Origin of the sequence: Legionella tucsonensis (genome assembly GCF_001468035.1) — a bacterium.
GTDB classification, from domain to species: domain Bacteria; phylum Pseudomonadota; class Gammaproteobacteria; order Legionellales; family Legionellaceae; genus Legionella; species Legionella tucsonensis.
On the sequence record NZ_LNZA01000001.1, the window covers coordinates 1,470,382 to 1,492,638 of the forward strand.

Consider the following 22,257-nt stretch of genomic DNA (forward strand, 5'->3'; position numbering starts at 1 on the left):
AAAATTAATTTTTTTGCAGGTTTTTATAAATTTTATATTGAGATTTTAACGAATTAAATTTTAACATTTATGAATACCGCTTAAATTTTTGGTAAACCATAAAATTAAATCATCATCTAAGGGATATGTTTCCCCCGGAATGGTTGGCTTATAACCATAGCTTATCCCTAAACCATCAGGAATATAACCTCGATTTACATAAAGCCGCTGAGCTTGTCCATATCCTTCATCAGGACCACCATATAACCCAACCCCAATACCTACACGATCATGCTGACTTGATGCCTTTTCTTCAGCAGCTGTTAGCAAAGCACTTCCTATTCCAAGCTTGCGAAAAACAGGTAATACATTTAAATCCATAATTTCCGGGATTTTTTGCCGAGCGAACGATTCATAGTACGATATCCATTTTAGAGTAACGTAGCCAGCAATTTGGTCTTGAACATAAGCTAGCCATACCACTCGCTCAGCATGTTGTTGTTCTTGGTAATACACTTCAAACAATGACGCAGGTTTATGCCAATTTGCTTTTTGAAAGGCATCGACCAAAATGGGGATATCGGATAATTCCAGTGCCTTAATACTCACTTCAATTTTGATCATATTATTTTTCCTACCGCGATATCTCGAGCATCGCCTTCATAGCCATCAGGATCATCAAATGGCATATCGATATAACTATTATTTCTATAAAATTTTAGAGCATCCGGTGACGATTCGACGTGTAAACTTCGATACCCTTGGTTTTTTAGCCACTTTTCACATAATGTCAAGAATTGGCTACCGTATTGATGGTTTCTTTTTTTTTCATCAATAACAATGATACGCAAAGCTGCTCTTTTGCGAGACCATAATTGCAGATGGGCATAACCAATGATGTCGCTTCCTTGAAATAAAACAAAATGAATATGAGCATCATGCTCAAAAGTCCATGTATAAGGGTCGGAAAGTCCTGCTTTGTCAAAAAAATAGAATTGTCTGAAATGACGTACTTTATCCCATTCGCGAGTTGTTAATGCCTTAACCACTCTTAATCCATTAAACCCTGCTTTTTTATCAACTGCTGCAATAAAGTCTTCTTTACCTAAGCAATAAGCAGTAATGTCGTAAGGATGTTGATGCGCCAACTCTTGTTTTAAACGTGCATAAGCTTCTCTATCTTCTGGGTGCGTTCTCATCCAATCCCTAAATTTTAAATGCCGTCCGATTTCGGAGTTTCCAAGCTCAAAAATATGAGCATGATGTGTTCGTAGATTATCTCCCTTTTGGAAATAGCGTCGAAAAGGAATACCGTATTCTCCTTTTGCTTCATAGCCAAGGGCTTGCAAGGCAGCATTGGCACTATCTACTTTGCTTAGTTCCAAAACAACAGGAATCATATCGATGATTGGTTTTGCAGCCAAATCAGGTACTGATGTGGAGCCAATATGATGAATTTTAATGCAATTACTACCTAACGCTTTTTTAATTCGTTCGGCCTCCTGTACAAATTGCATAGGCCAATTAGAATCATAGGGAACTACTTCGATGAGTCGTTGTTCTTGTGTTACTGACATCTTTTATTCTCTCTCTTGAATATGCTGAAGCATTTCATGCACAAATGAATGAACTTCTTGAGGTTTATTCATCAAAATCACCCCCAAATGACCGAACCATACACAGAAATGCCGAGCAAATTTTCCTTTAAAATCGAGTACAAACCTGATAGTAAGTCATTAAGTAAATAATACATCACCATGTATGTAGTTTAGTCATCTACTGCCCCACTATCAGCTGAGTCTTCAGGGGCTCTTTTTTGTTCGTCAGGTAAAAACCCGCCTACCTGCGTATCCCACAGAGTTTTGTAAAAGCCGCCAAGATGCAATAGTTCAGCATGTGTACCGTCTTCAACAATTTCAACAATATGGACTTTATCGAATATCAAAATTCTGTCCATATGTAACAAAGTAGATAAGCGATGAGCAATAACAATCGTTGTTCTTGACTGCATCAATTCCCAGAGACTCTCTTGAATGCTGGATTCTGTGATGGAATCAAGCTGAGATGTGGTTTCATCAAGCATTAAAATCGGAGCTCTGCTTCATAGATTTTTCGTGAAAAAATATGAATATTGGATTGATTCGACAAGCTATCTATCAATTGGCCAGAAAGTTGAGACTCAGAGCTTGCATGATCATCAGACAACTGGACTAATCGCGCCGACATCGAAATGCTGAATGTGGCAAAGGCAATGAACCAGAAAAATAAAACATAAAAGAATAAAACATTAACAAAATAAGATGCAATAAATGAAACCACTAGCAATGAGGCACCACGAAGAAAATCGACGGACACCCGGTGTAAAATAATCTCAAGATTATCTGCAAGAGTTATAATTTGGGAGGGCCAATCGCCCAGAAAGATTATCTGAGAAAAGGAAAGACCTGCCTCTATTGGCATACAACAGCATGAGGCATCGATTTTTTGAATAGCTTCTTTTATCCAAACTATTTATGTTTAAAAAGCTGATTTATATCTGGCTCCACTTCAATCATATTATTTGAGGTTTCGTCTTTATCTTTAATTGTTTTTTTTGCTGCAGCGCTTTGACTTTTCTCTTCCTCTAAAATTCGTTTAGACGTATCTAGAAAAGACCATGTTTTTTTAGTATTACTAGAACTTTTTTCACCATTAGCTTCTTTAGCTTCTTTCGACATCATGTTTACTCCTTGTGAATAAATTATAACCATTATAGCCACAATATATTATATTTAGCAAATATGGCTAATTTAATTATACTTTAAATTTCATGGTAGCCTCAGGAGCCTCAAGCTCAAATTCGAAACCCCTTTCAATCAAAGGACCAAAATATTCAGTAATTGAGCGAACTGGTTTTTCTAAATATAAAGACTCCCCTGGTTTTGCTTTAGGATTAATATTTTCTTTCTTAATCCAATTTTGCATCATTTCCTCATTATAAATAATAATCTCCTTCGTTCTCATGTTCACTGCAGCAAACATAGTCAATTCTCTTGTAGGACTATTATTATCAAACATCGCCACAGATACATTAGAACCTATTAACTCTTCTTGATTTAACGATTTTATCATTTCTCCAGGAACTGCTTGATGGGATCCAAGCAGCCCTTCTGTATGTTCATATCGTTGTGTTGATTTCCCGCGACCATGTGCTCGTTCGACAGCAGCAGCTACATCCGTAGAAATCGCAACAATATCTACTTCACCATAGCGCTGATTCGCCTCTCGAAGCTCATCAGGTTTTAATTTGGTTTGGTCATGAAGAAAACCAGGGTATCTCTCTCCCTCCAATATATTGCTTTTTTTTGCAATAACTTGCATTACCCTTTCTTTAACCAATAATGCTTCTTCGTAAGTAAATTGAGAGTATTTCAGGGGATCTACTTCTGGTTTTTGCAGAAAGGGCTTAAGTCTATCCGCATTATGATGAACGAGTTGATTCCATGCAATAGGTTCGGGCTCATATTGTCCAATAACTTTTGAAACGAGTTTAAGACAACTCCCTTTTCCAGAGGCAACTCCTCCAGTAGTAAATACGGCTACGGATCGCTCTTTTTCAACGTACTCTAATCGCTCCAAAGTACGCTGTTCACAAAGCTCATTAATAGATCCTGCCACCACCGGTTCAATTATTGCTCGTGCTCTCTGAGTATAAATCAATGCCATGGCTCGCTGAACACAAACATCTTTAAGTAATTCTTTATCAGTACTCCAAGGCTCTTTTCCTGAAACTGACGCATGAAATGATCTAAGAGCTTCTAACTCCTCAGTGGAAAAAGGATACACCTCTTTTGATTTACCATGAGCTAAGTCATTGAAAAATTCAATAACATCTATCTTGGTATTGGCATGCATTAAGCCTATTTTGGACTCCATTCTATTAATAGCCTCCCCTACTAATTTTTTTTGTACCATAGTAAAAGCATACCCGAATGTATCCAGCTCATCATCAACATGCTTATCCAATTTTATTGTTGCCTGGAGTTGGGCAAGAATCTCATGTTCAACAAGTCGTCCAGGATACAAACATACTAAATTTCTAACCAATTCTTTGGGAAAGGCTGCCGTAGTCTGTTCTAATAAGGTGATAGAACTTTCATCGCCACCAGAACTTGAATAAGCTATTATCGTAAAATCTTCTGGTCTAACTTCCTGTTTTGATTTTATTCTTTCTTTTAGCTCAACGGTTGGCACAAAGAATCGATCTTCATATGACATTTTGACCACCCTTATTGATGATTATAATTTTAACATATAGATCCATAAGCAAACGCAGTCAAATAAATAGTAAATCTTTACAGCTTTGCTTTTTAGCCCATTAGCTCATTATCCAATGACTACCCATGTTGACTTCAAAAATTTAAAAGATATCGATTTCCAGTGGAACTTATCTTTGTCGTACTGGTAGTCATTACAGAATAAATTACTTATTAAAATTGGAGCTTTGGTGCTCATCACACGACATAAGGCTTGAACCAGATAAGGGAGCACGAATAAAATACTTTGACAGAAAATAATTTTTAAAATGATTTATACAATGCAGAACGAACTAAACATACATTTTACTTATAATTACAAACAACCTGACGAATATCATTTCAGTCTTGATTCAATTCATCTTGCAAAATTTGTCGCAACACAATTGAAATCCTATACAGATCTTGGTTCATTAAGAGTATTAGATCTCTGCGCAGGCTGCGGAGTCATTGGAATTGAACTATCGTGGCATCTTCAAGCAATCCGGAAGATTGATTTTATTGAGATCCAGGATATTTATACTGAATATTTTTATCAAAATATAGCTAACGCCAATCGACCTGAATTGCAATTTCGCTGGCATCTTTTAAATTATGATGAATTACATGAAAAAAAATGGGAAGAAAAATTTGATTTGACTATCAGCAATCCACCCTATTTCCAACCAGGCCACGGAATACTTTCTCCTTCCAAATTTAAAAATCGCTGTAGATTTTATTTAGACAGCTCTTTTCAGAGCTATATTCGAGCGCTAGAAAATTCGCTTGCAAACAAAGGTAAAGCTTATTTTTTATTACGCCCATTAAAACATCATGGTCTTGATTTATTTTCTGATATACAAAAAATGCTACAGGAAACATCAGTATCAGTAAAAAAAATATCGCATATCCGCGGTGCGGATATTATTTTATTAGAAAAACTGAAATGAATGTGGTAATCCTCCATTGGAGATCAATGATGAGCTGCCTTAACAAATAAAATGATGCTTATTCTCCAAATACCTCATATGAAATTTATAATTATTGGTCTGCAATTAACAGCAATTGACCGTTAGCTTGAGAACGAAGGATTTTAAACAGTTGGCAAAAGATAAAAATTTCACTCCTCATTTGAACCCAACCACGATATGCCTGCTTTAGATTTTGATGTTCTATAATTTAAAAAATGGACTTAGTTTTGGTACTGATCATGATGTTCACTTTTAAAAATACTTTTTTAATGTTGGTGATGGCAATTCTTTTATCAATTAATAACAATGTGTTCGCCTGTAAGTGCTTTAATTCCTTTTTTTTGAATTCAATTTTTTCTAATAACGAGGAAATGACATGTTCGCTATCCACAGATTATGGTCGAGTCGTCAGAGTTAGTCTTTCTGACGGAAGAAATAGTGCTGTTTCTTCTATTTATGGCTGTTCGTTAAACTCCGTCAGTAGTAACATCCATAGAGACTTTTTTTATTATTCTAATGATAATGAGTTGTGTGTTGAAGAAATCTTAAATGCTTGTCGCATGCTTAACATCGAAATTTTTTCTTTTTAAAATTGCCACACTCTCATAGCAAAAGGCATATTTTATCCCTCAGAAAGTTTCATTTAAAATCAATGAATTAGCATAAAATTGTAAACTTGTTTCAGAAACCTTTTAAAATGTTTTTTAAAATATCCTCCTAATAAGATTCACCATTCTCTAAGATTGATAATTACCTCAGGAGAATTACCTCGATAGTCATAGCCATATTATTAATACTTATGATAAGCATGCTCAATCAATAAAAAATAATCATAGCACCCATCATACATGAACATTTCCATGTGATAGTTCGCCGGTATATTTTGGTGAATGTAGACAGGCATAGGCGATCCATATAAAAAATAGGACAACGCAGATCAAGACGGCCCAACCAGGAACTGGTCCCAATGCTGCATTTCCCACGATCTTATCCCAAGACATTTCCATTCCCTGAGGAACACCACTAATTAGCTTGTGAGAAGAGATTTTCAGGATCCATGCCATCAGTAAAATGAGAAACATCCACACATAATTTCTACGCAGCCTCCGCGAAATTGCCGCGCTGAAGCTCATAAGGAAACGTGGCTCACGCAGGTCTTGGCCAAGAATTTGAGCCCAGTGTTCATCAGTTACTTTGGCTGCCATAAACATAGGAGCGAAATAAAACCGTTCGATCAAACGCACACGTCCTCTGTAGACGTCAAAAAAACGATATCGTCTCGACTCTATGAGAAGAAGTAGAAGAACAAGCAGCATCGCAAACAGCAGCACTCCGTGATGCGCAGAGGAGGTCGACAAAGACAGCGAAAGCATTGCTGCTACAGCGGTAATTGCCCAATTACTCGTCCGGTCGATCCGGTCCCGCCATCCTGCCATCCGACCGATCTCGGCTCGATGATAATGCGCCAACACAGTGATGAATTCAGATGATGTTCTCGGAAGTGGAGGATTTTCGAAAGCAGGTATGAATTTTTCACCCAATTGTTGTTCGTGTTCCATTGCACTACCTCCCAATAGGCAAAGGGCAGAATGATGCAGTATATCATGATATGTTACAGGACAAAAGAAGGACCACACTTGATTTCAGGCAATCGCATTACAGGATCATAGCCTAAAGCTACAATAGATCATTTACTTTTTAATTCATTAAAAAACAATCATATTTGATTTAGCAAAACTAATTGAGCGACCCTATACTTGACTTATATGAACAATATAGTAAATATTGAGTCACCGTGTCTAATAACTAAAGCATTTAAGATGATTGTTCCACGCGCATGGGTTCGAAGCTTTCTGTTATATCAGCCGTCAGTTTTTAACTTTTTGAAAATGGATTCTTAATTATGCAAAGCAAACAAACAAAAAAAACACCACGTCTTTTTTATCATAATAGCAACAAGGGTTCTTCTCAAAAATTAAGCATGAATCCAATGATTAAGGATAGCCAATTACCAGATCTATTAAATAACGACGCGCTTGATAGAGATGAGAAATATCATCTCCTAATATCCTACATTCATAATCACGATGCCGAATATTTAAATCAAAATATTATGGTTATGAGTCATATAACTATTGAAGGAGATGAGTATACTCCGCCCCACTGGACAACTATCGCAACAAAGAGAGTATATTGCTATCCAGATCCCATAATCCATGATACTCAATTAACGACAACCCTGGCAAATATTATTGCTACCAATGAATTAAATTTTTCGTCTACTCAGATGGTCACTTTATTTAGAGAATTGATGACAAAGCAAGTCAATTTTGCAACTTTAGATCAATCCCCTTACCTGAGTTTGATCTACCCCAGAAGTGGCAATAACCCACTCAAAAGTTTAATAGTATCGAGTTTGGGTGACTACGAGCTTATTAAATTACTCCATGACTTTATTAGTTATATTGAGAACAATATCACCCATGAGGAACGATTCTTCATTATCAATAATCAAGATAATTTTGAATATGAATCGATGCGACCAGCCGAATTTTTGTTGCGTTTGGGTCATGAAGATTTGGCTTTGCGCTTATATAATCTGGGAGCACTACCAACCCCACAGGGATTCCGATTTGCCTGCTCAAGCTATGGTACCACCACTCATTATGAAGAGGCGATGCGCTGCATCCATTTATTAATGAATTCTCTCGATTTGGATGAAACAGATTTGCTGGAAGGAAAAACTTCCTTGCATAAAGCAAGTCCTAAACAATACGAGGAGATGCTTACAAGAATATTACGAATGTTAGATGAGGATTCAAAGCTTGAGAGTGGACATTCCACTCTTTTCAAAACGATACAAAAAGAATACGTAGAACAGTATCAGGATAAAATGTCCATTTCATTTCACGATTTCTGCCAAAGTAAGGCGAACATCGATCATCCTCTTATTAAAAAATATGCTCTCTTACGCATCAAGCAAGAAAGCGTAGGAAATGGTTTTTTTTCAGTCTATTACCGGCCTGAACCCCACTGCTTGACTGAGAGCAAATGGAATTTGCTCAAAAAGAATCAAAAAGCCAATCAATTGCTACTTGACCTTATTGAACTAATTGACAATCAACTTGCAAAATCCAGCATCTTATCCTTATTCAATTGATGTGGTTTAGCAAAAACGATATAAGCCTGCCAAGCAGATTGGATCCTTTTGACTCAATCTTTTTGGCGATTTCTGTTTAAAAAATAGTTATTTTATACATTTTTACATAAAAGAGTAAAAATCACCGTATTTTGACGCATAACATATACACTAAAAAAAATATAGCTGCTAAAATATACTGCTTACCAATTTATAAAGTTAGATATAGATAGTGCTGCAGGAAGAGCCAGACCAAACTGGAAAGTAACACTCTCCAAATACACTATGTATGTTTTAGGAAAGCTTAATTTAATCTGAATTAAAAAAATCAGTACAGTTGCCAACAGATTTTCTAAATAAACCCTTTTAGCAACCCATCGTTGTTTAGGAGAGGAGAGACATGTTTCCTTTAAACGCCTTAGAACTTGCCAGAATTCAATTTGGATTTACTATTTCCTTTCATATTATTTTCCCTGCAATTACTATAGGGTTAGCGAGCTATCTTGTTGTTCTTGAAGGTTTATGGCTTTATAAAAATGAACGTGTTTATCGTGATCTTTATCATTTCTGGAGCAAATTATTCGCTGTAAATTTTGCTATGGGTGTGGTATCTGGAATCGTTATGGCCTATCAGTTTGGAACAAACTGGGGTGATTTTTCCTCATTTGCAGGGGGGGTGACAGGGCCTTTACTCATGTATGAAGTATTAACAGCATTTTTCCTTGAAGCAGGATTTCTGGGAGTCATGCTTTTTGGGTGGCATAAAGTGGGGCCTCAGCTTCACTTTTTTTCCACGGTGATGGTTGCTTTGGGAACATTAATTTCTGCAACATGGATATTAGCATCCAATAGTTGGATGCAAACACCTCAAGGATTTATCATTGAAAATAATCATGTTGTACCCATAGATTGGCTCCAGGTTATTTTTAATCCATCGTTTATTTATCGTTTACTCCATATGGTAACTGCGGCATTTCTGGCAACAGCCTTATTTGTTGGCGCCTCTGCAGCTTGGCATTTATTACGTGGAAATACTATACGCCCTATTAAGATTATGTTCTCCATGGCAATGTGGATGATTTTAGTGGCGGCACCGTTACAAATTTTTCTTGGCGACCAGCATGGATTAAATACACTTAAATACCAACCCGCTAAAATAGCAGCTATGGAGGGGCATTGGGAAAATAAACCGGGGGAAAGTGTTCCCTTAATCCTTTTTGGACTACCTAATATGACAGAGGAAAATACGAACTATGCCTTGGAGATTCCGCACCTAGGTAGCCTCATTTTAACTCATACATGGAATGGCCAGATTCCTGGCTTAAAAGATTTTGCTCCAGAAGATCGCCCTAATTCTACTATTATATTTTGGACATTTAGAGTCATGGTTGGTTTAGGACTATTAATGCTGTTATTAGGAATAATCAGTTTGTGGTTGCGCTGCCGTAATAAATTATTTCAATCACGTCCCTTTTTGTTTTTTTCCACTCTGATGGGACCTACAGGAATTTTAGCAATTCTTGCTGGTTGGTATACCACAGAAATCGGGAGACAACCTTGGATCGTTTATGGAGTCATGCGAACCAAAGATGCTGTATCCAATCATTCCGCACTCACACTTTCCATAAGTCTAACTATTTTCATAATTATCTATTTTTTCGTTTTTGGAACAGGAATCATTTACTTATTAAAATTGATTGCTCAAGGTCCCAAAGATCATGAATCAGATATAGAAGCAGATACTAAAGGAATACATAGTCCCGCACGTCCTATTTCTGCAGCACCTAACGATGTTGATCCATCAATTACATCTGAGTAAGGAGAAATTCTAATGGGCATTGATTTACCTCTCATTTGGTATTTAATTATTGGCTTCGGATTGATGATGTATGTGTTTATGGATGGTTTTGATCTAGGAATAGGCATCTTGTTCCCCTTTATAAAAAATCCGGAGGAACGTGATGTGATGATCAACAGTGTTGCGCCTGTTTGGGATGGGAATGAAACTTGGCTCGTTTTATGCGGCGCAGGATTATTGGCTGCTTTTCCTTTAGCATATTCAGTGATATTAACAGCCCTCTATATTCCCCTAATTCTCATGTTATGTGGATTGATTTGGCGTGGAGTAGCATTTGAATTTCGTTTTAAAGCGAGTGAGAAACATAAACCATTTTGGGATAAAGCGTTTATCGGGGGATCCTACATCGCAACTTTTTTTCAAGGAGTAACACTTGGAGCATTTATTAATGGGATCAAACTCAATGGGTTGGTCTATGTTGGAAATGCATTAGACTGGCTGACTCCTTTTAGTTTATTTACCGGCCTTGGTCTCATCACCACCTATACACTTTTAGGATGCAGCTGGTTAATTATGAAAACTGAAGGGAGTCTGCAAAAAAAGGTAACGAAACTGGCAAAACCCACATTAATCACACTTCTCACTATGATTGTGCTCGTGAGTATTATTACACCTCTCACTCACACCAATATCTTTCAACGATGGTTTACTTTTCCTAATATTTTTCTTCTTGCGCCTTTTCCTCTTTTGGCTTTGGCTGCCGGAGGAGTAATGCTTCGTGTCTTGCAAAAAACCCCCCATCTTTCTCCATTTATTCTTACTCTTTTTATTATTTTTATGGGATATATAGGACTTGCTATCAGTATATGGCCGAATATTGTTCCCCCTTCTCTAACTTATAGAGAAATTGCAGCACCTATTCAAAGTATGGGATTTGCCTTGGTTGGTGCTCTATTAGTAATTCCATGCATTCTTTTTTATACTATGTGGTCATATTATGTATTTCGTGGCAAAGTGAAGGTTGGAGAGGGATATCACTAATATGAGAAAAACATGGCTATATCGTGTTGGATGGTTAATCCTTTTATGGGGAGCAGGAGTTGTTGGCTTAAGCGTTATTGCCCTGCTTTTTCGAATACTTATGAGCATGGCAGGCTTCAAAGTATAAAAACCTTCTTTAAAGTAATAGGTCACGGGTAGTTAGCAAAGACCAAGGATTTTTGTCGTGAGAAATGGTCCATCAAAATCTGCGAGCAAACATCAAAAGCACTTTTTGCTTGCAATCTGCATGAAGTAAGAAGAGACATGGTTCTGGCAACAAAGTCAGAGCCATAGTCAGAGCGCGTTCCAAAATAATTTTTTCGCCAAATCACCGCAGGCCGTAAACATTGTTCCGCATGATTGTTGGTTGGCTCTATATTTTCATTAAAAATGAAAGTCCATAAGGCATCAAAATGCGTCAATAGATTGGTGCAAAACCGCACGACCCTTAATTTGGGATCGGTATAGGTTCCTTGCTCCAGAAGTTCCCCTACCTTATGTCGGATGAGCTGAGTTTTACGTATTAGCTCCCATCGCGAGAAGTCGCTCTGCTTGTACTGGTGCCACAATTCAAATAAATCGGCTTGGCATCTTAGTAACTCATTCCCTATGCGGGCAATTGGTTTGTACTGTTTCTCAGAAAGCTTCGTGAAGTCGCGTTTTAAATGAGCCCAACAGATTTGACGTTTATTACTGGGAAAATAGTTATATCCGGCATAGCGGTCGGACACAAGAATGCCATCAAAGTCTCCCATTAAGGAGTCAATCACTTTCTTGCCGCGAGAAGGTTCGACAGAGAAAAAAGCGGCTGATTCCGACATCATGCCCCAAAGCCATTGATTAACTCCGTCGCGGCGATGCCCTGTTTCATCCATATGAGCACAGTGGCTTGCTTTCACTTGGTTTAATAAATCAGCCACAGGCTCTTTTAGCGCATCGCTGACGAGGCGTTGTTTTTTGTAAATACATCCCATACTTAAAGTAAAGGAGAACTGTTCGCTTAAAAATGATTGAAGCCCTCGACGAGACAACTTGTATTTTGAGAGTAGGTGGGACATCAAGCTCGTTAATCGGGGGCCGGTTATTCCCCATGTAATGCCGTTTGGTAAGGCAGCCAGCCGCTTCTTGCCACAACACACACAGGTTCCTTTTTCTAGCTGATATTCAGTGATGTGGAGCTTTATTGGGGGTAACTCATAGACCTGATGTCTTAACACGTCTTGGTTTTTTATTTTCTTTTCACCACAAACACAGCGCTTGGGTAACTTACAGGACACTACCCCATCGACTTCCTCTACTGGCAACAACTCTCGGAAATGTCCTTGATGTCCTTTAACTCCTCCACCCTTGTTGGGATTTGGCTTCTTCTTGCTCTTTTTCTTTTTAAAGTCCTGTGAGGGCGGTTTCGATGAGTTCGATGAATTAGTATCCAGGCGCTCTTTAAGCGCTTTATTTTCTTCTTCTAACTTTTCAACCCGTAAAACTAATGCATCAGTGATCTCAATAAGCCGTTTTATCAACTCATGGCATTCTGCTATCGTCTCGGGCAATTGTATTTTCATTAGAGAATCTTTAAGTAACTTTAATAATGAGCTATTTTATATTTTTTAAAACAGAAATCGATAAGAGATTTCTCAACTTTACTTGATCTTTTGACGGTGAATTGGATTGAAATATATAGCTGATGAGAGCCCCTAATAAACTTCTTGGAAGTTTATTAGGGGTGACCTATTACTCTTTAAACTCTATCCTGATTTATTTTGTCGCTTTAAAAGCTCCATCAGAACAAACTCTGACAGAGCTTTTAAAAGTTACTAACTATCTTACGCAATAGCTGCGGCTTTCTTTTCTTTTTCTTTGGCAATTACTGCTTCAGCTACATTGCTTGGGCAAGGAGCATAGTGGGAGAACTCCATCGAAAATTGACCACGACCAGAAGTAAGGGTACGCAGGGTACTGATGTAACCAAACATTTCTGAAAGAGGAACATCGGCCTTAATACGGACACCGGCAGCACTGGGTTCCTGACCCGAGATCATGCCGCGACGACGGTTCAAGTCACCAATCACATTACCGACATCTTCTTCTGTGCTATAAACGTCAACCTTCATAATTGGCTCAAGCAATTGTGGGGCAGCTTTTGGTATGGATTGACGAAAAGCACCTTTAGCCGCAATTTCAAATGCAATTGCTGAGGAGTCAACAGCATGGTAAGCACCATCGGTGATGTTAACTACAACATCCAACACGGGGAAACCTGCCAACGTACCCGTATCCATCATTGAACGGAACCCTTTCTCAATTGCCGGAAAGAATTCTTTAGGAACATTTCCACCCACAACAGATGTGATGAAAGTGAATCCCGTATTTGGTTCTCCTGGTTCAATAGTGTAGTCAATTTTACCGTATTGACCAGCACCACCTGATTGTTTCTTGTGAGTATAGCTGTCTTGAATCGATTTGGTTATGGTTTCACGGTAAGCAACCTGTGGTTGACCTACTATTAATTCAACGTCGTGGGTACGCTTCAGAATATCCACTTTAATATCAAGATGTAATTCACCCATACCACGAAGAATGGTTTCACCGGAATCTTGATCGGTTTCCACTCTAAACGTTGGATCTTCTGCAACCATCTTACCAATAGCAATAGCCATTTTTTCGGTAGCGCCTTTATCTTTTGGCGTAACGGCAATAGAGATGACTGGCTCAGGGAAAACCATCGCTTCCAGTGTACACTCATGATTAGGATCACAAAGGGTATGGCCGGTTCGAACGTTTTTCATGCCTACAATCGCTATAATGTCACCTGCTTCAGCACTTTGTAATTCATTACGCTCATTCGCCTGCATCTCAACCATACGGCCAACACGTTCAGTTTTACCGGTAAAGGAGTTAAGGATAGTATCTCCTTTATTTAGTTTTCCTGAATATATACGTATGAACGTAAGAGCGCCAAAACGGTCATCCATGATTTTAAATGCCAAAGCACGAAATGGCTCATCAGGAGAAACGATAGCGAATTGACCGTTTGGCTCACCTTCAGCATTAGTCAAAGGTTGTGGATTCACTTCGTGGGGAGCAGGCAAATAGTCAACCACTGCATCTAATAATAGCTGCATCCCCTTGTTTTTAAAGGCTGAACCGCAATAAGTTGGGAAGAAGGCTAATTCAAGCGTACCTTTACGGATACAACGCTTAATTTCTTCTATTGAAGGTTCCTCTCCTTCTAAATAAGCCATCAGCAAATCATCATCCATTTCAAGTGCCGTTTCAATTAATTGCGCACGGTACATTTCAACGTCGTCATGCATATCGGCAGGTACATCAGTAACTTTGTAATTTTCTGGCTGGCCAGATTCATCCCAAACATACGCTTTACGAGTTAATAAGTCGACAACACCTACGAAACTGTCTTCATAGCCAATAGGCAAAGTCATAATTAAAGGGTTTGCACCCAATACTTTTTTAATTTGCTCAGTCACTTTCAAGAAATTTGCGCCAATACGGTCCAGTTTGTTTACGAAAATCAAACGAGATACTTTTGAGTTGTTCGCATAGCGCCAGTTGGTTTCTGACTGAGGCTCAACGCCGCCAGAACCACAGAAAACCCCGATACCGCCATCGAGTACCTTCAGTGAACGGTATACCTCTACAGTGAAGTCAACATGTCCTGGGGTATCGATTACGTTGAAGCGATGACCTTTCCAGAAGCAGCTTACCGCTGCTGACTGGATGGTAATGCCGCGCTCCGCTTCCTGTTCCATAAAATCGGTTGTTGATTCACCATCGTGCACTTCACCTATTTTGTGAATTTTACCGGTGAGCTTAAGGATCCGTTCAGTAGTGGTGGTTTTTCCGGCATCTACGTGGGCGAAGATACCAATGTTTCTGTAAAGGTTTAAATCAGTCATAGCGCTCTTAATAAAGTTAATGGATAAAAATTGTCACATATTATACAGTATTTTATCCGGATTTGCAGCAAAAACTTGTTCCATTGTAGGATAAGCCAACAATAATTTATTTGTTCTAGATACCTACTGCCAAAAATGAGCACTTGCTCCCATCAAGGAAGTTTCTTTTTACTTTTCTGGATTGAATAACTTTGTTCACCCTCAAGAAATTTCTTGATTATATTAGAAAACACATAAAAAATGCCGCCATAGCAGTAATTTTATGTTCTTTATATATGATTTTCCTAATAATAATTAAATAAATTGGTTTTTTTACTGGTATAGCAGTAAAATACTTGTTTTCCCGATAAAAAAGTTTCTTAATCCCTTCATTTTTCTTATTTTTACTGCTATAACAGTAATATATTCTTAGTTTAGGGGGTTATATGCTGCAAAACGAGATTGCAAAACTCGTTCATTTTTATCGGAAACAAAGCGGTTTATCACAACAAGAATTGGCCACATTAGCGGGAGTGGGTAAAACCGTTATATTTGATATTGAAAAAGGTAAAGAAACGGTCCGATTAAATACACTGTTAAAAGTGTTAGATGTTTTAAATATTCGAATGAAATTTGAAACGCCTTTTGCACAACCAATGGATAATAATTCATGAAAAAAGCTCGCGTATTAGTTAATGGTATTAAGGCTGGAATATTAGAAAAGTTAGATGAGAGGAAATACCAATTTACTTACGATGCTGAATATAAAGGCGCACCTGTTTCTCTAACTATGCCTTTAACAAAAAAGATTTATGAATTTGATGTCTTCCCTCCATTTTTCGAAGGATTGCTTCCAGAAGGTGTTATGCTTGAAGCATTATTACGTAAATATAAAATCGATAGAAATGACTATTTTAGGCAGCTGATAAAAATTGGACAAGATGTTGTAGGAGCAGTGACTATTGAGGATCTAAAATGAAACACTGCCCTATTACTTATGAAATCATAAGTGACCAAGAAAACTACTCACAACGAGGATTACGATTGCTTTCTCCCCAGTTAAAAGCTCTTAATCCATTGGAGTTCAGTGCGGAGGAACAACGTAAAGAAGCAATAGATCGCGTAGGAAAAATGTCGATCCAGGGGGTACAAAAAAAACTAAGTGCACAATTAAAAATTAAAGCAACATGTTTTGAAATAGTTGATCAAAATGGTCACTATATTTTAAAACCACAAAGTGATATTTATCCTGAACTGCCAGAAAATGAAGCCATTACTATGACCTTAGCAAAAACTATTGACCTTGAGGTACCAATTCATGGCTTAGTTTATTCTAAAGATAACAGTATGACTTATTTTATTAAACGATTTGATCGAATAGGACATAATAAAAAATTAGCTCTGGAAGATTTTGCCCAGCTATCAGGAGAAGATCGCAATACAAAATATGATAGTTCAATGGAAAGAGTAATTAGTGTCATAGAAAAGTTTTGTACTTTTCCAAAAATTGAGTTCGTTAGATTATTTAAATTAACTTTATTTAACTTTCTTATCGGCAATGAAGACATGCATTTAAAAAATTTTTCCCTCATCACTAAAGATAAAAAAATTTGTCTATCACCCGCTTATGATTTACTTAACTCGACTATTGCCCAAAAGAATGCAAAAGAAGAAATGGCTTTGCCGATAAGAGGCAGAAAAAATAACCTAACTCAACATGACTTGATTGATTATTTTGCTGGTGAGCGATTAGGTTTAAACCCCAAGATTATTGCTGAAGTCCTACAAGAGATTCAGTATGCTGTACCTAAATGGCGGGAATTAATTGGTATGAGCTTTTTATCAAAGACAATGCAAGAAAAATATCTCCAATTATTAGAAGCAAGATGTGAGCGATTAGGGTTTGTCAATTTTGTTATTAACTAATCATAAATTGGTTTGGCCCAGTCATCTTCATCACAAGTAGTGCTCTCTTTTATTCTGTAGATATAAGAAGCATTGATATTTTTAGTATAAGGATGCTCTTTAAATAAGTTATCAGATGATAGAACAAGATCTTTCATCGTGACTACTTTTGATGTTACCTGATTCGATTGAAAAAAATTCCCCATAAATTCCGGATAGAGCTTAAATAGTTCCATAAGACTTTTATTAAAAGGATTGTCACTACCACTGAATTTAGCATAAAACTCTAAATAAGCTGTAGTATAAGCACGTAATGCTATTTTCTCCTCTTCATAATCCACTTCTTGAGTATATTTTTTTCTTAAAAGTGAAGTTAGCTGACAATAGAGCGTACTAAATGCCATTATCGCATCGTGATTATCGTGAGATATACTTAAATAAAAAGGATTATCTAATCCTTTATTATGAATCATTATTTTTTTTATGCTACAAAGGGGGATGGCTAATGCGATATGCTCTTTTTCTCGCTCCATTCGAGCAGGAAAATTTCGCTGATTTTTTTGAAAGGTTGCATTAACATCTACAATATAATTAAAAAATAAAGTAGGGTCGATTTCAATAAAGCATCCATTCCCCCAATCTAATGCAATTTGAGAGTCTTCTGACATACTTACCATATGATAATCATTAGATAAGTTGGTTAATTTATGCAATCTTATTTGCTCGATATCTACTACTTCAGGAAAGCTTTGACAAAAAACTCCTGTAAGTAGCGTAGGTAAAAGAAAAATTACACCTGAAAGATTATTATCACCTCGATATAATGATTGGATTACAGAGGAAGTTTTTACAACATTTGAAAACTGCACACTTGAGAAAGAATTTATATTTTTATTTGGAAAAAATGCAGGATATTTACTAAACATAATCTGTTTTATAGACACTGGGAATGCGCAATAATATATCATACTGATTACAAAATTAAAATAAACGTTAGTTATAACTATCATTAGGTAATAATCTAAGCTTACTTGTTTGTCATTTTTTAACCACTTGATAAATACAATTTTATCTGAAAGATAAGCATAGCAGCTATCTTAAAATTAAAATTAAAATTAAAATTAAAATTAAAAATTTTTAAATCATGGCGTGCTTTTACACGCCATATCAACTCACTAATAGGTATAAACACTAACGTAAATGTTACTTCCTGAGTGCAAGAGAAAGATCCCTTTTATTTCAAAACCTGGAAACAATTAGGATGTTCAGCCTATGTCCGGGCCCTCCTTCTTCTCAAATTCTAAGCCCTTTCCTTTAAAGTGAGAAACTATTGCCGCTTTATGCTCCTCACTGTAATCAAGTGCATCCGCGACTTTTAGATAAAAATGTAGCTCTTTTTGTTCATATTCATTAACTTTCTCAGAACTAGGTTTTCTAGTTTGAATAAGATCATAAAAAGAATTGAGCACTTCTCTAAACTCTTCCTTTAAATCTGGAGGTAACATTTTTAGATCAATATATAAAGGATTAAACTCAACCTTCCAGAAAAGTAAACCACTCTCTACTCTTGCAATACAAGAGGATATATGGGCGCCACTTAAAGTACACTCAGCTTCATGACTATAGTCAATATCATCTCCTGTAACACTCACCCCCATTTCACCTGGCTCATATTTTTGATTGTACCTTTCAGACTTAGGAATATTTTTTAAATCAAATACCATTACTTCATGCTTTTTACCCCTAAAACTTTTTGCTGTATCTAAGCTAAAAGAGGTAGAGATTCCCTTAGTATTGCCACTTTGGTGCTCGATCATCAACCTTTCTATGTCTTTACTTCTGAATGCTCTGGGCTCTCTTCCCACAAAACCATTCATTTTTTTATTGAACACACAATCTGACTCTTTTTTAGACATGCCTCTAAATAGAAGGCCATATGTTCGAGGCATTGTAAAGATATCAAATAAATTAAAATCACTTAGTTTTGAGCCATTAAAAGTACTCGTTGGAAAACATAAAGTCTGCAATCTCCAAGATACATCATGTGTTACTGGATAATTGGAAAGAGTCCATAGACTTCTACGAGACACTAAAGGAAATAGTGTTTGTGACATTTTGTTACGCATAATGCACCACCTTTATTTTCACTAGGGTAGGTCGTATTTTAATTGTAGTTAAAATAATCTATATGGCAAATAATGTCGCAAATAATACAGCGTATCTTATTTAGGATTATATAGGCATAAGCCAACAATAATTTATTTCTTCTTAGTACCTACTGCCAAAAAATGAGCATTTGATCCCATCAAAGAAATTTCTTTTTACACTTCTGGATTGAATAGCTTTTATTCACCCTCAAGAAATTTATAAAATCAAAATGAAGATCGAAAATGTGTATTATTTTCATGATGAACTCTTCAAAAGAGCTAAAGAGCAAGATAATGTTCGATAATACAATGAAGTTTTTGTCTTGATAGCATCGCCATCTCTCTTTACGACGAGTAAGCTCTGCTGCCGATGGTTTATTCTGTGCGAATAACCCTGTTTTAACATCTCCTGCGCGCACGTATGAAGCAGCGACAACTCCACTTGGTGAAACCACACTTTCCAGCAATTTAAATCCGCCAGCGGGATCTTCTTCCGGACCACCAGGAGCTTGCATCATACTTCAAATGTTATAATAGGAGACCAGTTTTCTTATATTTTTTCCTCATAAGCTCGCTTAAGCGTTGCAATATCGAATTTCTTCATTGGTAAAAAAGCTTGCGTTATACGGCCAATCTGCTCGCGAGTGCCGTTTTGCATCATGTCACCCATAGCTGAGGGAACTACCTGCCATGAGAGACCGTATTTGTCCTTGAGCCAGCCACACTGCTCTGCTTCCGTGACTGCAGAGAGCATCTCCCAATAATAATCAATTTCTTCCTGAGTTTCGCAGGTGACCATGAACGATATAGCTTCGTTAAAAGCAAAGTGATGATTTTGAGCGCTTTCCATTGCAGCGAACCATTTGCCTGAAAGCATGAAGTCGGCAAATGCAATTGTCCCTTCTTTTTCCGGAAGCTGACCCGAACCATAATGAGTGACATTGCCCCATCTTGAGTTTTTAAATATCGACTTATAGAAGTTGATAGCCTCTTCTGCTTTGCCACACATATTTCCTACAAACAGAAGCGACGGAACAATGAGCGGCCGCTCTTCTCTTTCGATATCCGAAAGAATGAGTTGCCATGAAAGACCATATTTGTCCTGAACCCAACCATAGTATTTGCTGAAAGGATATTCTTGAAGCGGCATGATCGCCGCGCCTTTACTGAGCAATTTGTTCCATAACATATCGAGTTTTTCTCTGGCATCCTCCCCCTCTGCCAGATTGAAATTTACGAGAAATGAAACCGATGGATTGAGTTTGAAAAGAGGCCCTGCACTGATCGCCATAAAAGACTGGTTTGCAAGCTCAAAAGAAACAACATCGCAATCTCCTGACGGTGTGTCATGAAGTGTCATAATATTCGTAATTTTCGAGTTAGGGAACAAAGAAGTATAGAACTCGACAGCTTCCCTAGCTTCTTTATCGAACCATAAATGGGGGGTTATCTTATCCATGTATATTGTCCTTTCAAATATGTACTGTATGTTTTTAATTCATGCTTTTACTTCAGCAGCCTAAGTTTAATATCTTCTTAACTCATCCTACTCTGAGTAGATTATCTTAAGCAAGCATAGCCCTGTTTGCTTTTCTTCAACGAATTAGCATAGGGTGTATAGGCTCTCTGGAAAGGGAATTAGCTGAAACCGCAATGATCTATTCAAAATCACGCAGGGGATTCGCTATGCACAAAGTGCATCTCAACACACCGATCCAACTAAAGAAAACTACAAGCAAATCAAGATCAATGAACGAGTGCGATGAATGCCAAACACCAGCAGAGAGTCCAACAAACATAACTCTCCAAATAGAACTCCCTGACCAAGAATGTGAAATTAATGCAGACGATAAGGATTTTCGTCTTAATTAGGTTTCTCTTGCGAAATAATGGCGTAAGGGGATACATGTTAATGCTATCAAAGGAGTAAGAAATTAATATTTAAAATAAAGTTAAAATTTTATAAACACTGCTGTTTAGAACTATTTAGGGTAAGATTTGTGCATTTGCTTTCTGGGTCTAATCTATAATTTAATTACTAGAAAAAGAATTCCGCATCTCATGGAGTTATGATGAAAATTTCTCGGAATATGATGAATAAGGCAATTGAAGCTAAAATCATCACAGAAAAACAAGCTAATGATTTAATTGAATTCATAAAAAATCTTCCCGAGCAAAGTCCAGGATTTAATCTAACTAATGTTCTTTATTATTTTGGTGGACTTATTGCTATAGGTGCCATGACATTATTCATGAATTTGGGGTGGGAAATGTATGGAGGCTGGGGGATTTTATTTCTCTCAGTGTGCTATTGTATTCTGGGTGTTGCACTTACTCATAAGTTACATAATATCGGTTATAAAATACCTGCCGGAATATGTGCCACCTTTGTAATCTGTCTTACTCCCCTGGCTATTTATGGATTACAACGAGGCATGGGCTGGTGGCCAGATAACAGCGTGTACCATGACTACCATGTCTATATCGCATGGAACTGGATCTACATGGAGCTTGGGACTCTTATCGTTGGAATTATAATGGCCTGGATCTATCGCTACCCCTTTATGATTATGCCAATTGCAGTTACCCTCTGGTACATGTCTATGGATCTTACTTCCATGCTTGCGCCTGAAAATTATACCTTTGAGCTAAGCGCTATGGTTTCTATGTATTTTGGCATAATTGCTGTATTAATTGCTTTTTGGGTGGATGTTAGATCAAGAAATTCAGCAGACTTTGCTTTCTGGCTTTATATATTTGGAGTTATGACTTTTTGGGGAGGACTTAGTGCGCAACACTCAGATAATGAGCTTTCTAAATTTATATATCTGTGTATCAATCTCTTAATGATCTTGATTGGAGTTATTTTAAACAGAAAAGTATTTGTACTATTCGGCGCTTTAGGTAGTTGTTTTTATTTAGGATATTTAGCGTTCAAGGTATTTAAACTCAGCTCCTTATTCCCTGTTGCCCTGACTGTTATCGGTTTTGGTATTATCTATTTAGGTTTGCTTTGGCAAAAAAATGAAGCACAACTAACACATAAAATTCGCTCGATATTACCCCAACCTTTACAGGATTTATTACAATCTAGAGATCAAATGGAATAA

At 37.2% G+C, this 22,257-nt stretch carries 20 protein-coding genes and 1 pseudogene; 9 read left to right on the plus strand and 12 right to left on the minus strand.

Annotated elements, in window-relative coordinates; translation table 11 throughout:
• Positions 1 to 60 precede the first annotated feature (60 nt).
• From Ltuc_RS06405 to Ltuc_RS06430, 5 genes and pseudogenes are all read right to left on the minus strand, one after another.
• A complete protein-coding gene (locus Ltuc_RS06405) occupies positions 61 to 603 on the minus strand; it encodes a GNAT family N-acetyltransferase (RefSeq protein ID WP_058520463.1) in 543 nt (180 codons plus the stop codon).
• On the minus strand, positions 600 to 1,556 hold the full coding sequence (locus Ltuc_RS06410) for a bifunctional GrpB family protein/GNAT family N-acetyltransferase (RefSeq protein ID WP_058520464.1): 957 nt from the start codon (positions 1,554 to 1,556) through the stop codon (positions 600 to 602). Before Ltuc_RS06410 ends, Ltuc_RS06405 begins: the two co-directional genes overlap by 4 nt.
• A gap of 191 nt (positions 1,557 to 1,747) precedes the next feature.
• Positions 1,748 to 2,440 (minus strand): annotated as a pseudogene (locus Ltuc_RS14985) (ABC transporter transmembrane domain-containing protein); the annotation flags it as partial.
• A 46-nt stretch (positions 2,441 to 2,486) separates the two neighbouring features.
• A complete protein-coding gene (locus Ltuc_RS06425; RefSeq protein WP_058520467.1) occupies positions 2,487 to 2,699 on the minus strand; it encodes a hypothetical protein in 213 nt (70 codons plus the stop codon).
• Between the two features lie 73 nt (positions 2,700 to 2,772).
• Positions 2,773 to 4,236 (minus strand): DEAD/DEAH box helicase family protein, encoded by a 1,464-nt coding sequence (locus Ltuc_RS06430; protein WP_058520468.1) that lies wholly within the window; start codon positions 4,234 to 4,236, stop codon positions 2,773 to 2,775.
• A gap of 307 nt (positions 4,237 to 4,543) precedes the next feature.
• On the opposite strand from Ltuc_RS06430, the gene Ltuc_RS06435 reads away from it, so the two are divergent.
• On the plus strand, positions 4,544 to 5,203 hold the full coding sequence (locus tag Ltuc_RS06435) for a methyltransferase (RefSeq protein ID WP_058520469.1): 660 nt from the start codon (positions 4,544 to 4,546) through the stop codon (positions 5,201 to 5,203).
• 863 nt (positions 5,204 to 6,066) lie between these two features.
• On the opposite strand, the gene Ltuc_RS06445 is transcribed toward Ltuc_RS06435, so the two are convergent.
• The gene (locus Ltuc_RS06445; RefSeq protein WP_058520471.1) at positions 6,067 to 6,783 is read right to left on the minus strand and encodes a DUF2270 domain-containing protein; all 717 of its coding nucleotides are present in this window, start codon (positions 6,781 to 6,783) and stop codon (positions 6,067 to 6,069) included.
• A gap of 344 nt (positions 6,784 to 7,127) precedes the next feature.
• Here Ltuc_RS06445 and Ltuc_RS06450 point away from each other — a divergent pair, with 344 nt between their 5' ends.
• The 4 genes from Ltuc_RS06450 (at position 7,128) to Ltuc_RS14835 (ending at position 11,329) form a co-directional block, all read left to right on the plus strand.
• Positions 7,128 to 8,384: a hypothetical protein gene (locus Ltuc_RS06450; RefSeq protein WP_058520472.1), complete on the plus strand. Its 1,257-nt coding sequence runs from the start codon at positions 7,128 to 7,130 to the stop codon at positions 8,382 to 8,384.
• Positions 8,385 to 8,763: 379 nt separating this feature from the next.
• On the plus strand, positions 8,764 to 10,182 hold the full coding sequence (locus tag Ltuc_RS06455) for a cytochrome ubiquinol oxidase subunit I (RefSeq protein WP_058520473.1): 1,419 nt from the start codon (positions 8,764 to 8,766) through the stop codon (positions 10,180 to 10,182).
• 12 nt (positions 10,183 to 10,194) lie between these two features.
• Positions 10,195 to 11,202 carry a cytochrome d ubiquinol oxidase subunit II gene (cydB, locus tag Ltuc_RS06460; protein ID WP_058520474.1) on the plus strand — a complete coding sequence of 336 codons (1,008 nt, stop codon included), beginning with the start codon at positions 10,195 to 10,197 and terminating at the stop codon, positions 11,200 to 11,202.
• Between the two features lies 1 nt (position 11,203).
• On the plus strand, positions 11,204 to 11,329 hold the full coding sequence (locus Ltuc_RS14835; protein ID WP_065236209.1) for a DUF2474 domain-containing protein: 126 nt from the start codon (positions 11,204 to 11,206) through the stop codon (positions 11,327 to 11,329).
• A 22-nt stretch (positions 11,330 to 11,351) separates the two neighbouring features.
• Here the strand turns inward: Ltuc_RS14835 and tnpC are convergent, their stop codons facing one another.
• Together tnpC and fusA are read right to left on the minus strand one after the other, a co-directional pair.
• Positions 11,352 to 12,752, minus strand: coding sequence for an IS66 family transposase (gene tnpC / locus Ltuc_RS06465; RefSeq protein WP_162264360.1), 1,401 nt, complete (start codon positions 12,750 to 12,752; stop codon positions 11,352 to 11,354).
• Positions 12,753 to 13,025: 273 nt separating this feature from the next.
• A complete protein-coding gene (gene fusA / locus Ltuc_RS06470; protein WP_058520476.1) occupies positions 13,026 to 15,116 on the minus strand; it encodes an elongation factor G in 2,091 nt (696 codons plus the stop codon).
• A gap of 425 nt (positions 15,117 to 15,541) precedes the next feature.
• Between fusA and Ltuc_RS06475 the strand changes: the two genes are divergently transcribed.
• From Ltuc_RS06475 to Ltuc_RS06485, 3 genes are read left to right on the plus strand one after another with little or no spacing between them, the layout of a single operon-like run.
• The gene (locus Ltuc_RS06475) at positions 15,542 to 15,769 is read left to right on the plus strand and encodes a helix-turn-helix transcriptional regulator (RefSeq protein ID WP_058520477.1); all 228 of its coding nucleotides are present in this window, start codon (positions 15,542 to 15,544) and stop codon (positions 15,767 to 15,769) included.
• On the plus strand, positions 15,766 to 16,074 hold the full coding sequence (locus Ltuc_RS06480; RefSeq protein WP_058520478.1) for a HipA N-terminal domain-containing protein: 309 nt from the start codon (positions 15,766 to 15,768) through the stop codon (positions 16,072 to 16,074). The genes Ltuc_RS06475 and Ltuc_RS06480 overlap by 4 nt, the downstream gene beginning before the upstream one ends.
• Positions 16,071 to 17,021, plus strand: a complete 951-nt coding sequence (locus Ltuc_RS06485) for a HipA domain-containing protein (RefSeq protein WP_058520479.1) — start codon at positions 16,071 to 16,073, stop codon at positions 17,019 to 17,021. Before Ltuc_RS06480 ends, Ltuc_RS06485 begins: the two co-directional genes overlap by 4 nt.
• Here the strand turns inward: Ltuc_RS06485 and lart1 are convergent.
• The 4 genes from lart1 to Ltuc_RS06505 form a co-directional block, all read right to left on the minus strand.
• A complete protein-coding gene (gene lart1 / locus Ltuc_RS06490; RefSeq protein ID WP_058520480.1) occupies positions 17,018 to 17,926 on the minus strand; it encodes an NAD(+)--arginine ADP-ribosyltransferase Lart1 in 909 nt (302 codons plus the stop codon). The genes Ltuc_RS06485 and lart1 overlap by 4 nt on opposite strands.
• Before the next feature lie 339 nt (positions 17,927 to 18,265).
• Positions 18,266 to 18,916, minus strand: coding sequence for a hypothetical protein (locus Ltuc_RS06495; protein ID WP_133138275.1), 651 nt, complete (start codon positions 18,914 to 18,916; stop codon positions 18,266 to 18,268).
• A 389-nt stretch (positions 18,917 to 19,305) separates the two neighbouring features.
• The gene (locus tag Ltuc_RS06500; RefSeq protein ID WP_157064602.1) at positions 19,306 to 19,665 is read right to left on the minus strand and encodes a hypothetical protein; all 360 of its coding nucleotides are present in this window, start codon (positions 19,663 to 19,665) and stop codon (positions 19,306 to 19,308) included.
• 32 nt (positions 19,666 to 19,697) lie between these two features.
• Positions 19,698 to 20,606 (minus strand): VOC family protein, encoded by a 909-nt coding sequence (locus Ltuc_RS06505; RefSeq protein ID WP_058520483.1) that lies wholly within the window; start codon positions 20,604 to 20,606, stop codon positions 19,698 to 19,700.
• A 613-nt stretch (positions 20,607 to 21,219) separates the two neighbouring features.
• On the opposite strand from Ltuc_RS06505, the gene Ltuc_RS06515 reads away from it, so the two are divergent.
• The gene (locus Ltuc_RS06515; protein WP_058520485.1) at positions 21,220 to 22,257 is read left to right on the plus strand and encodes a hypothetical protein; all 1,038 of its coding nucleotides are present in this window, start codon (positions 21,220 to 21,222) and stop codon (positions 22,255 to 22,257) included.

Bases quoted from the DNA above. Each gene is read 5' to 3' on its own strand.
- Ltuc_RS06405 (WP_058520463.1), bottom strand. From the start codon at position 603: ATGATCAAAATTGAAGTGAGTATTAAGGCACTGGAATTATCCGATATC.
- Ltuc_RS06425 (WP_058520467.1), bottom strand. From the start codon at position 2,699: ATGATGTCGAAAGAAGCTAAAGAAGCTAATGGTGAAAAAAGTTCTAGT.
- Ltuc_RS06475 (WP_058520477.1), top strand. From the start codon at position 15,542: ATGCTGCAAAACGAGATTGCAAAACTCGTTCATTTTTATCGGAAACAA.
- Ltuc_RS06435 (WP_058520469.1), top strand. From the start codon at position 4,544: ATGATTTATACAATGCAGAACGAACTAAACATACATTTTACTTATAAT.
- Ltuc_RS06500 (WP_157064602.1), bottom strand. From the start codon at position 19,665: ATGATGCAAGCTCCTGGTGGTCCGGAAGAAGATCCCGCTGGCGGATTT.
- lart1 (WP_058520480.1), bottom strand. From the start codon at position 17,926: ATGTTTAGTAAATATCCTGCATTTTTTCCAAATAAAAATATAAATTCT.
- Ltuc_RS06445 (WP_058520471.1), bottom strand. From the start codon at position 6,783: ATGGAACACGAACAACAATTGGGTGAAAAATTCATACCTGCTTTCGAA.
- Ltuc_RS06450 (WP_058520472.1), top strand. From the start codon at position 7,128: ATGCAAAGCAAACAAACAAAAAAAACACCACGTCTTTTTTATCATAAT.
- Ltuc_RS14835 (WP_065236209.1), top strand. From the start codon at position 11,204: ATGAGAAAAACATGGCTATATCGTGTTGGATGGTTAATCCTTTTATGG.
- Ltuc_RS06430 (WP_058520468.1), bottom strand. From the start codon at position 4,236: ATGTCATATGAAGATCGATTCTTTGTGCCAACCGTTGAGCTAAAAGAA.
- Ltuc_RS06480 (WP_058520478.1), top strand. From the start codon at position 15,766: ATGAAAAAAGCTCGCGTATTAGTTAATGGTATTAAGGCTGGAATATTA.
- cydB (WP_058520474.1), top strand. From the start codon at position 10,195: ATGGGCATTGATTTACCTCTCATTTGGTATTTAATTATTGGCTTCGGA.
- Ltuc_RS06515 (WP_058520485.1), top strand. From the start codon at position 21,220: ATGAAAATTTCTCGGAATATGATGAATAAGGCAATTGAAGCTAAAATC.
- Ltuc_RS06505 (WP_058520483.1), bottom strand. From the start codon at position 20,606: ATGGATAAGATAACCCCCCATTTATGGTTCGATAAAGAAGCTAGGGAA.
- Ltuc_RS06495 (WP_133138275.1), bottom strand. From the start codon at position 18,916: ATGTCTAAAAAAGAGTCAGATTGTGTGTTCAATAAAAAAATGAATGGT.
- Ltuc_RS06485 (WP_058520479.1), top strand. From the start codon at position 16,071: ATGAAACACTGCCCTATTACTTATGAAATCATAAGTGACCAAGAAAAC.
- Ltuc_RS06410 (WP_058520464.1), bottom strand. From the start codon at position 1,556: ATGTCAGTAACACAAGAACAACGACTCATCGAAGTAGTTCCCTATGAT.
- Ltuc_RS06455 (WP_058520473.1), top strand. From the start codon at position 8,764: ATGTTTCCTTTAAACGCCTTAGAACTTGCCAGAATTCAATTTGGATTT.
- fusA (WP_058520476.1), bottom strand. From the start codon at position 15,116: ATGACTGATTTAAACCTTTACAGAAACATTGGTATCTTCGCCCACGTA.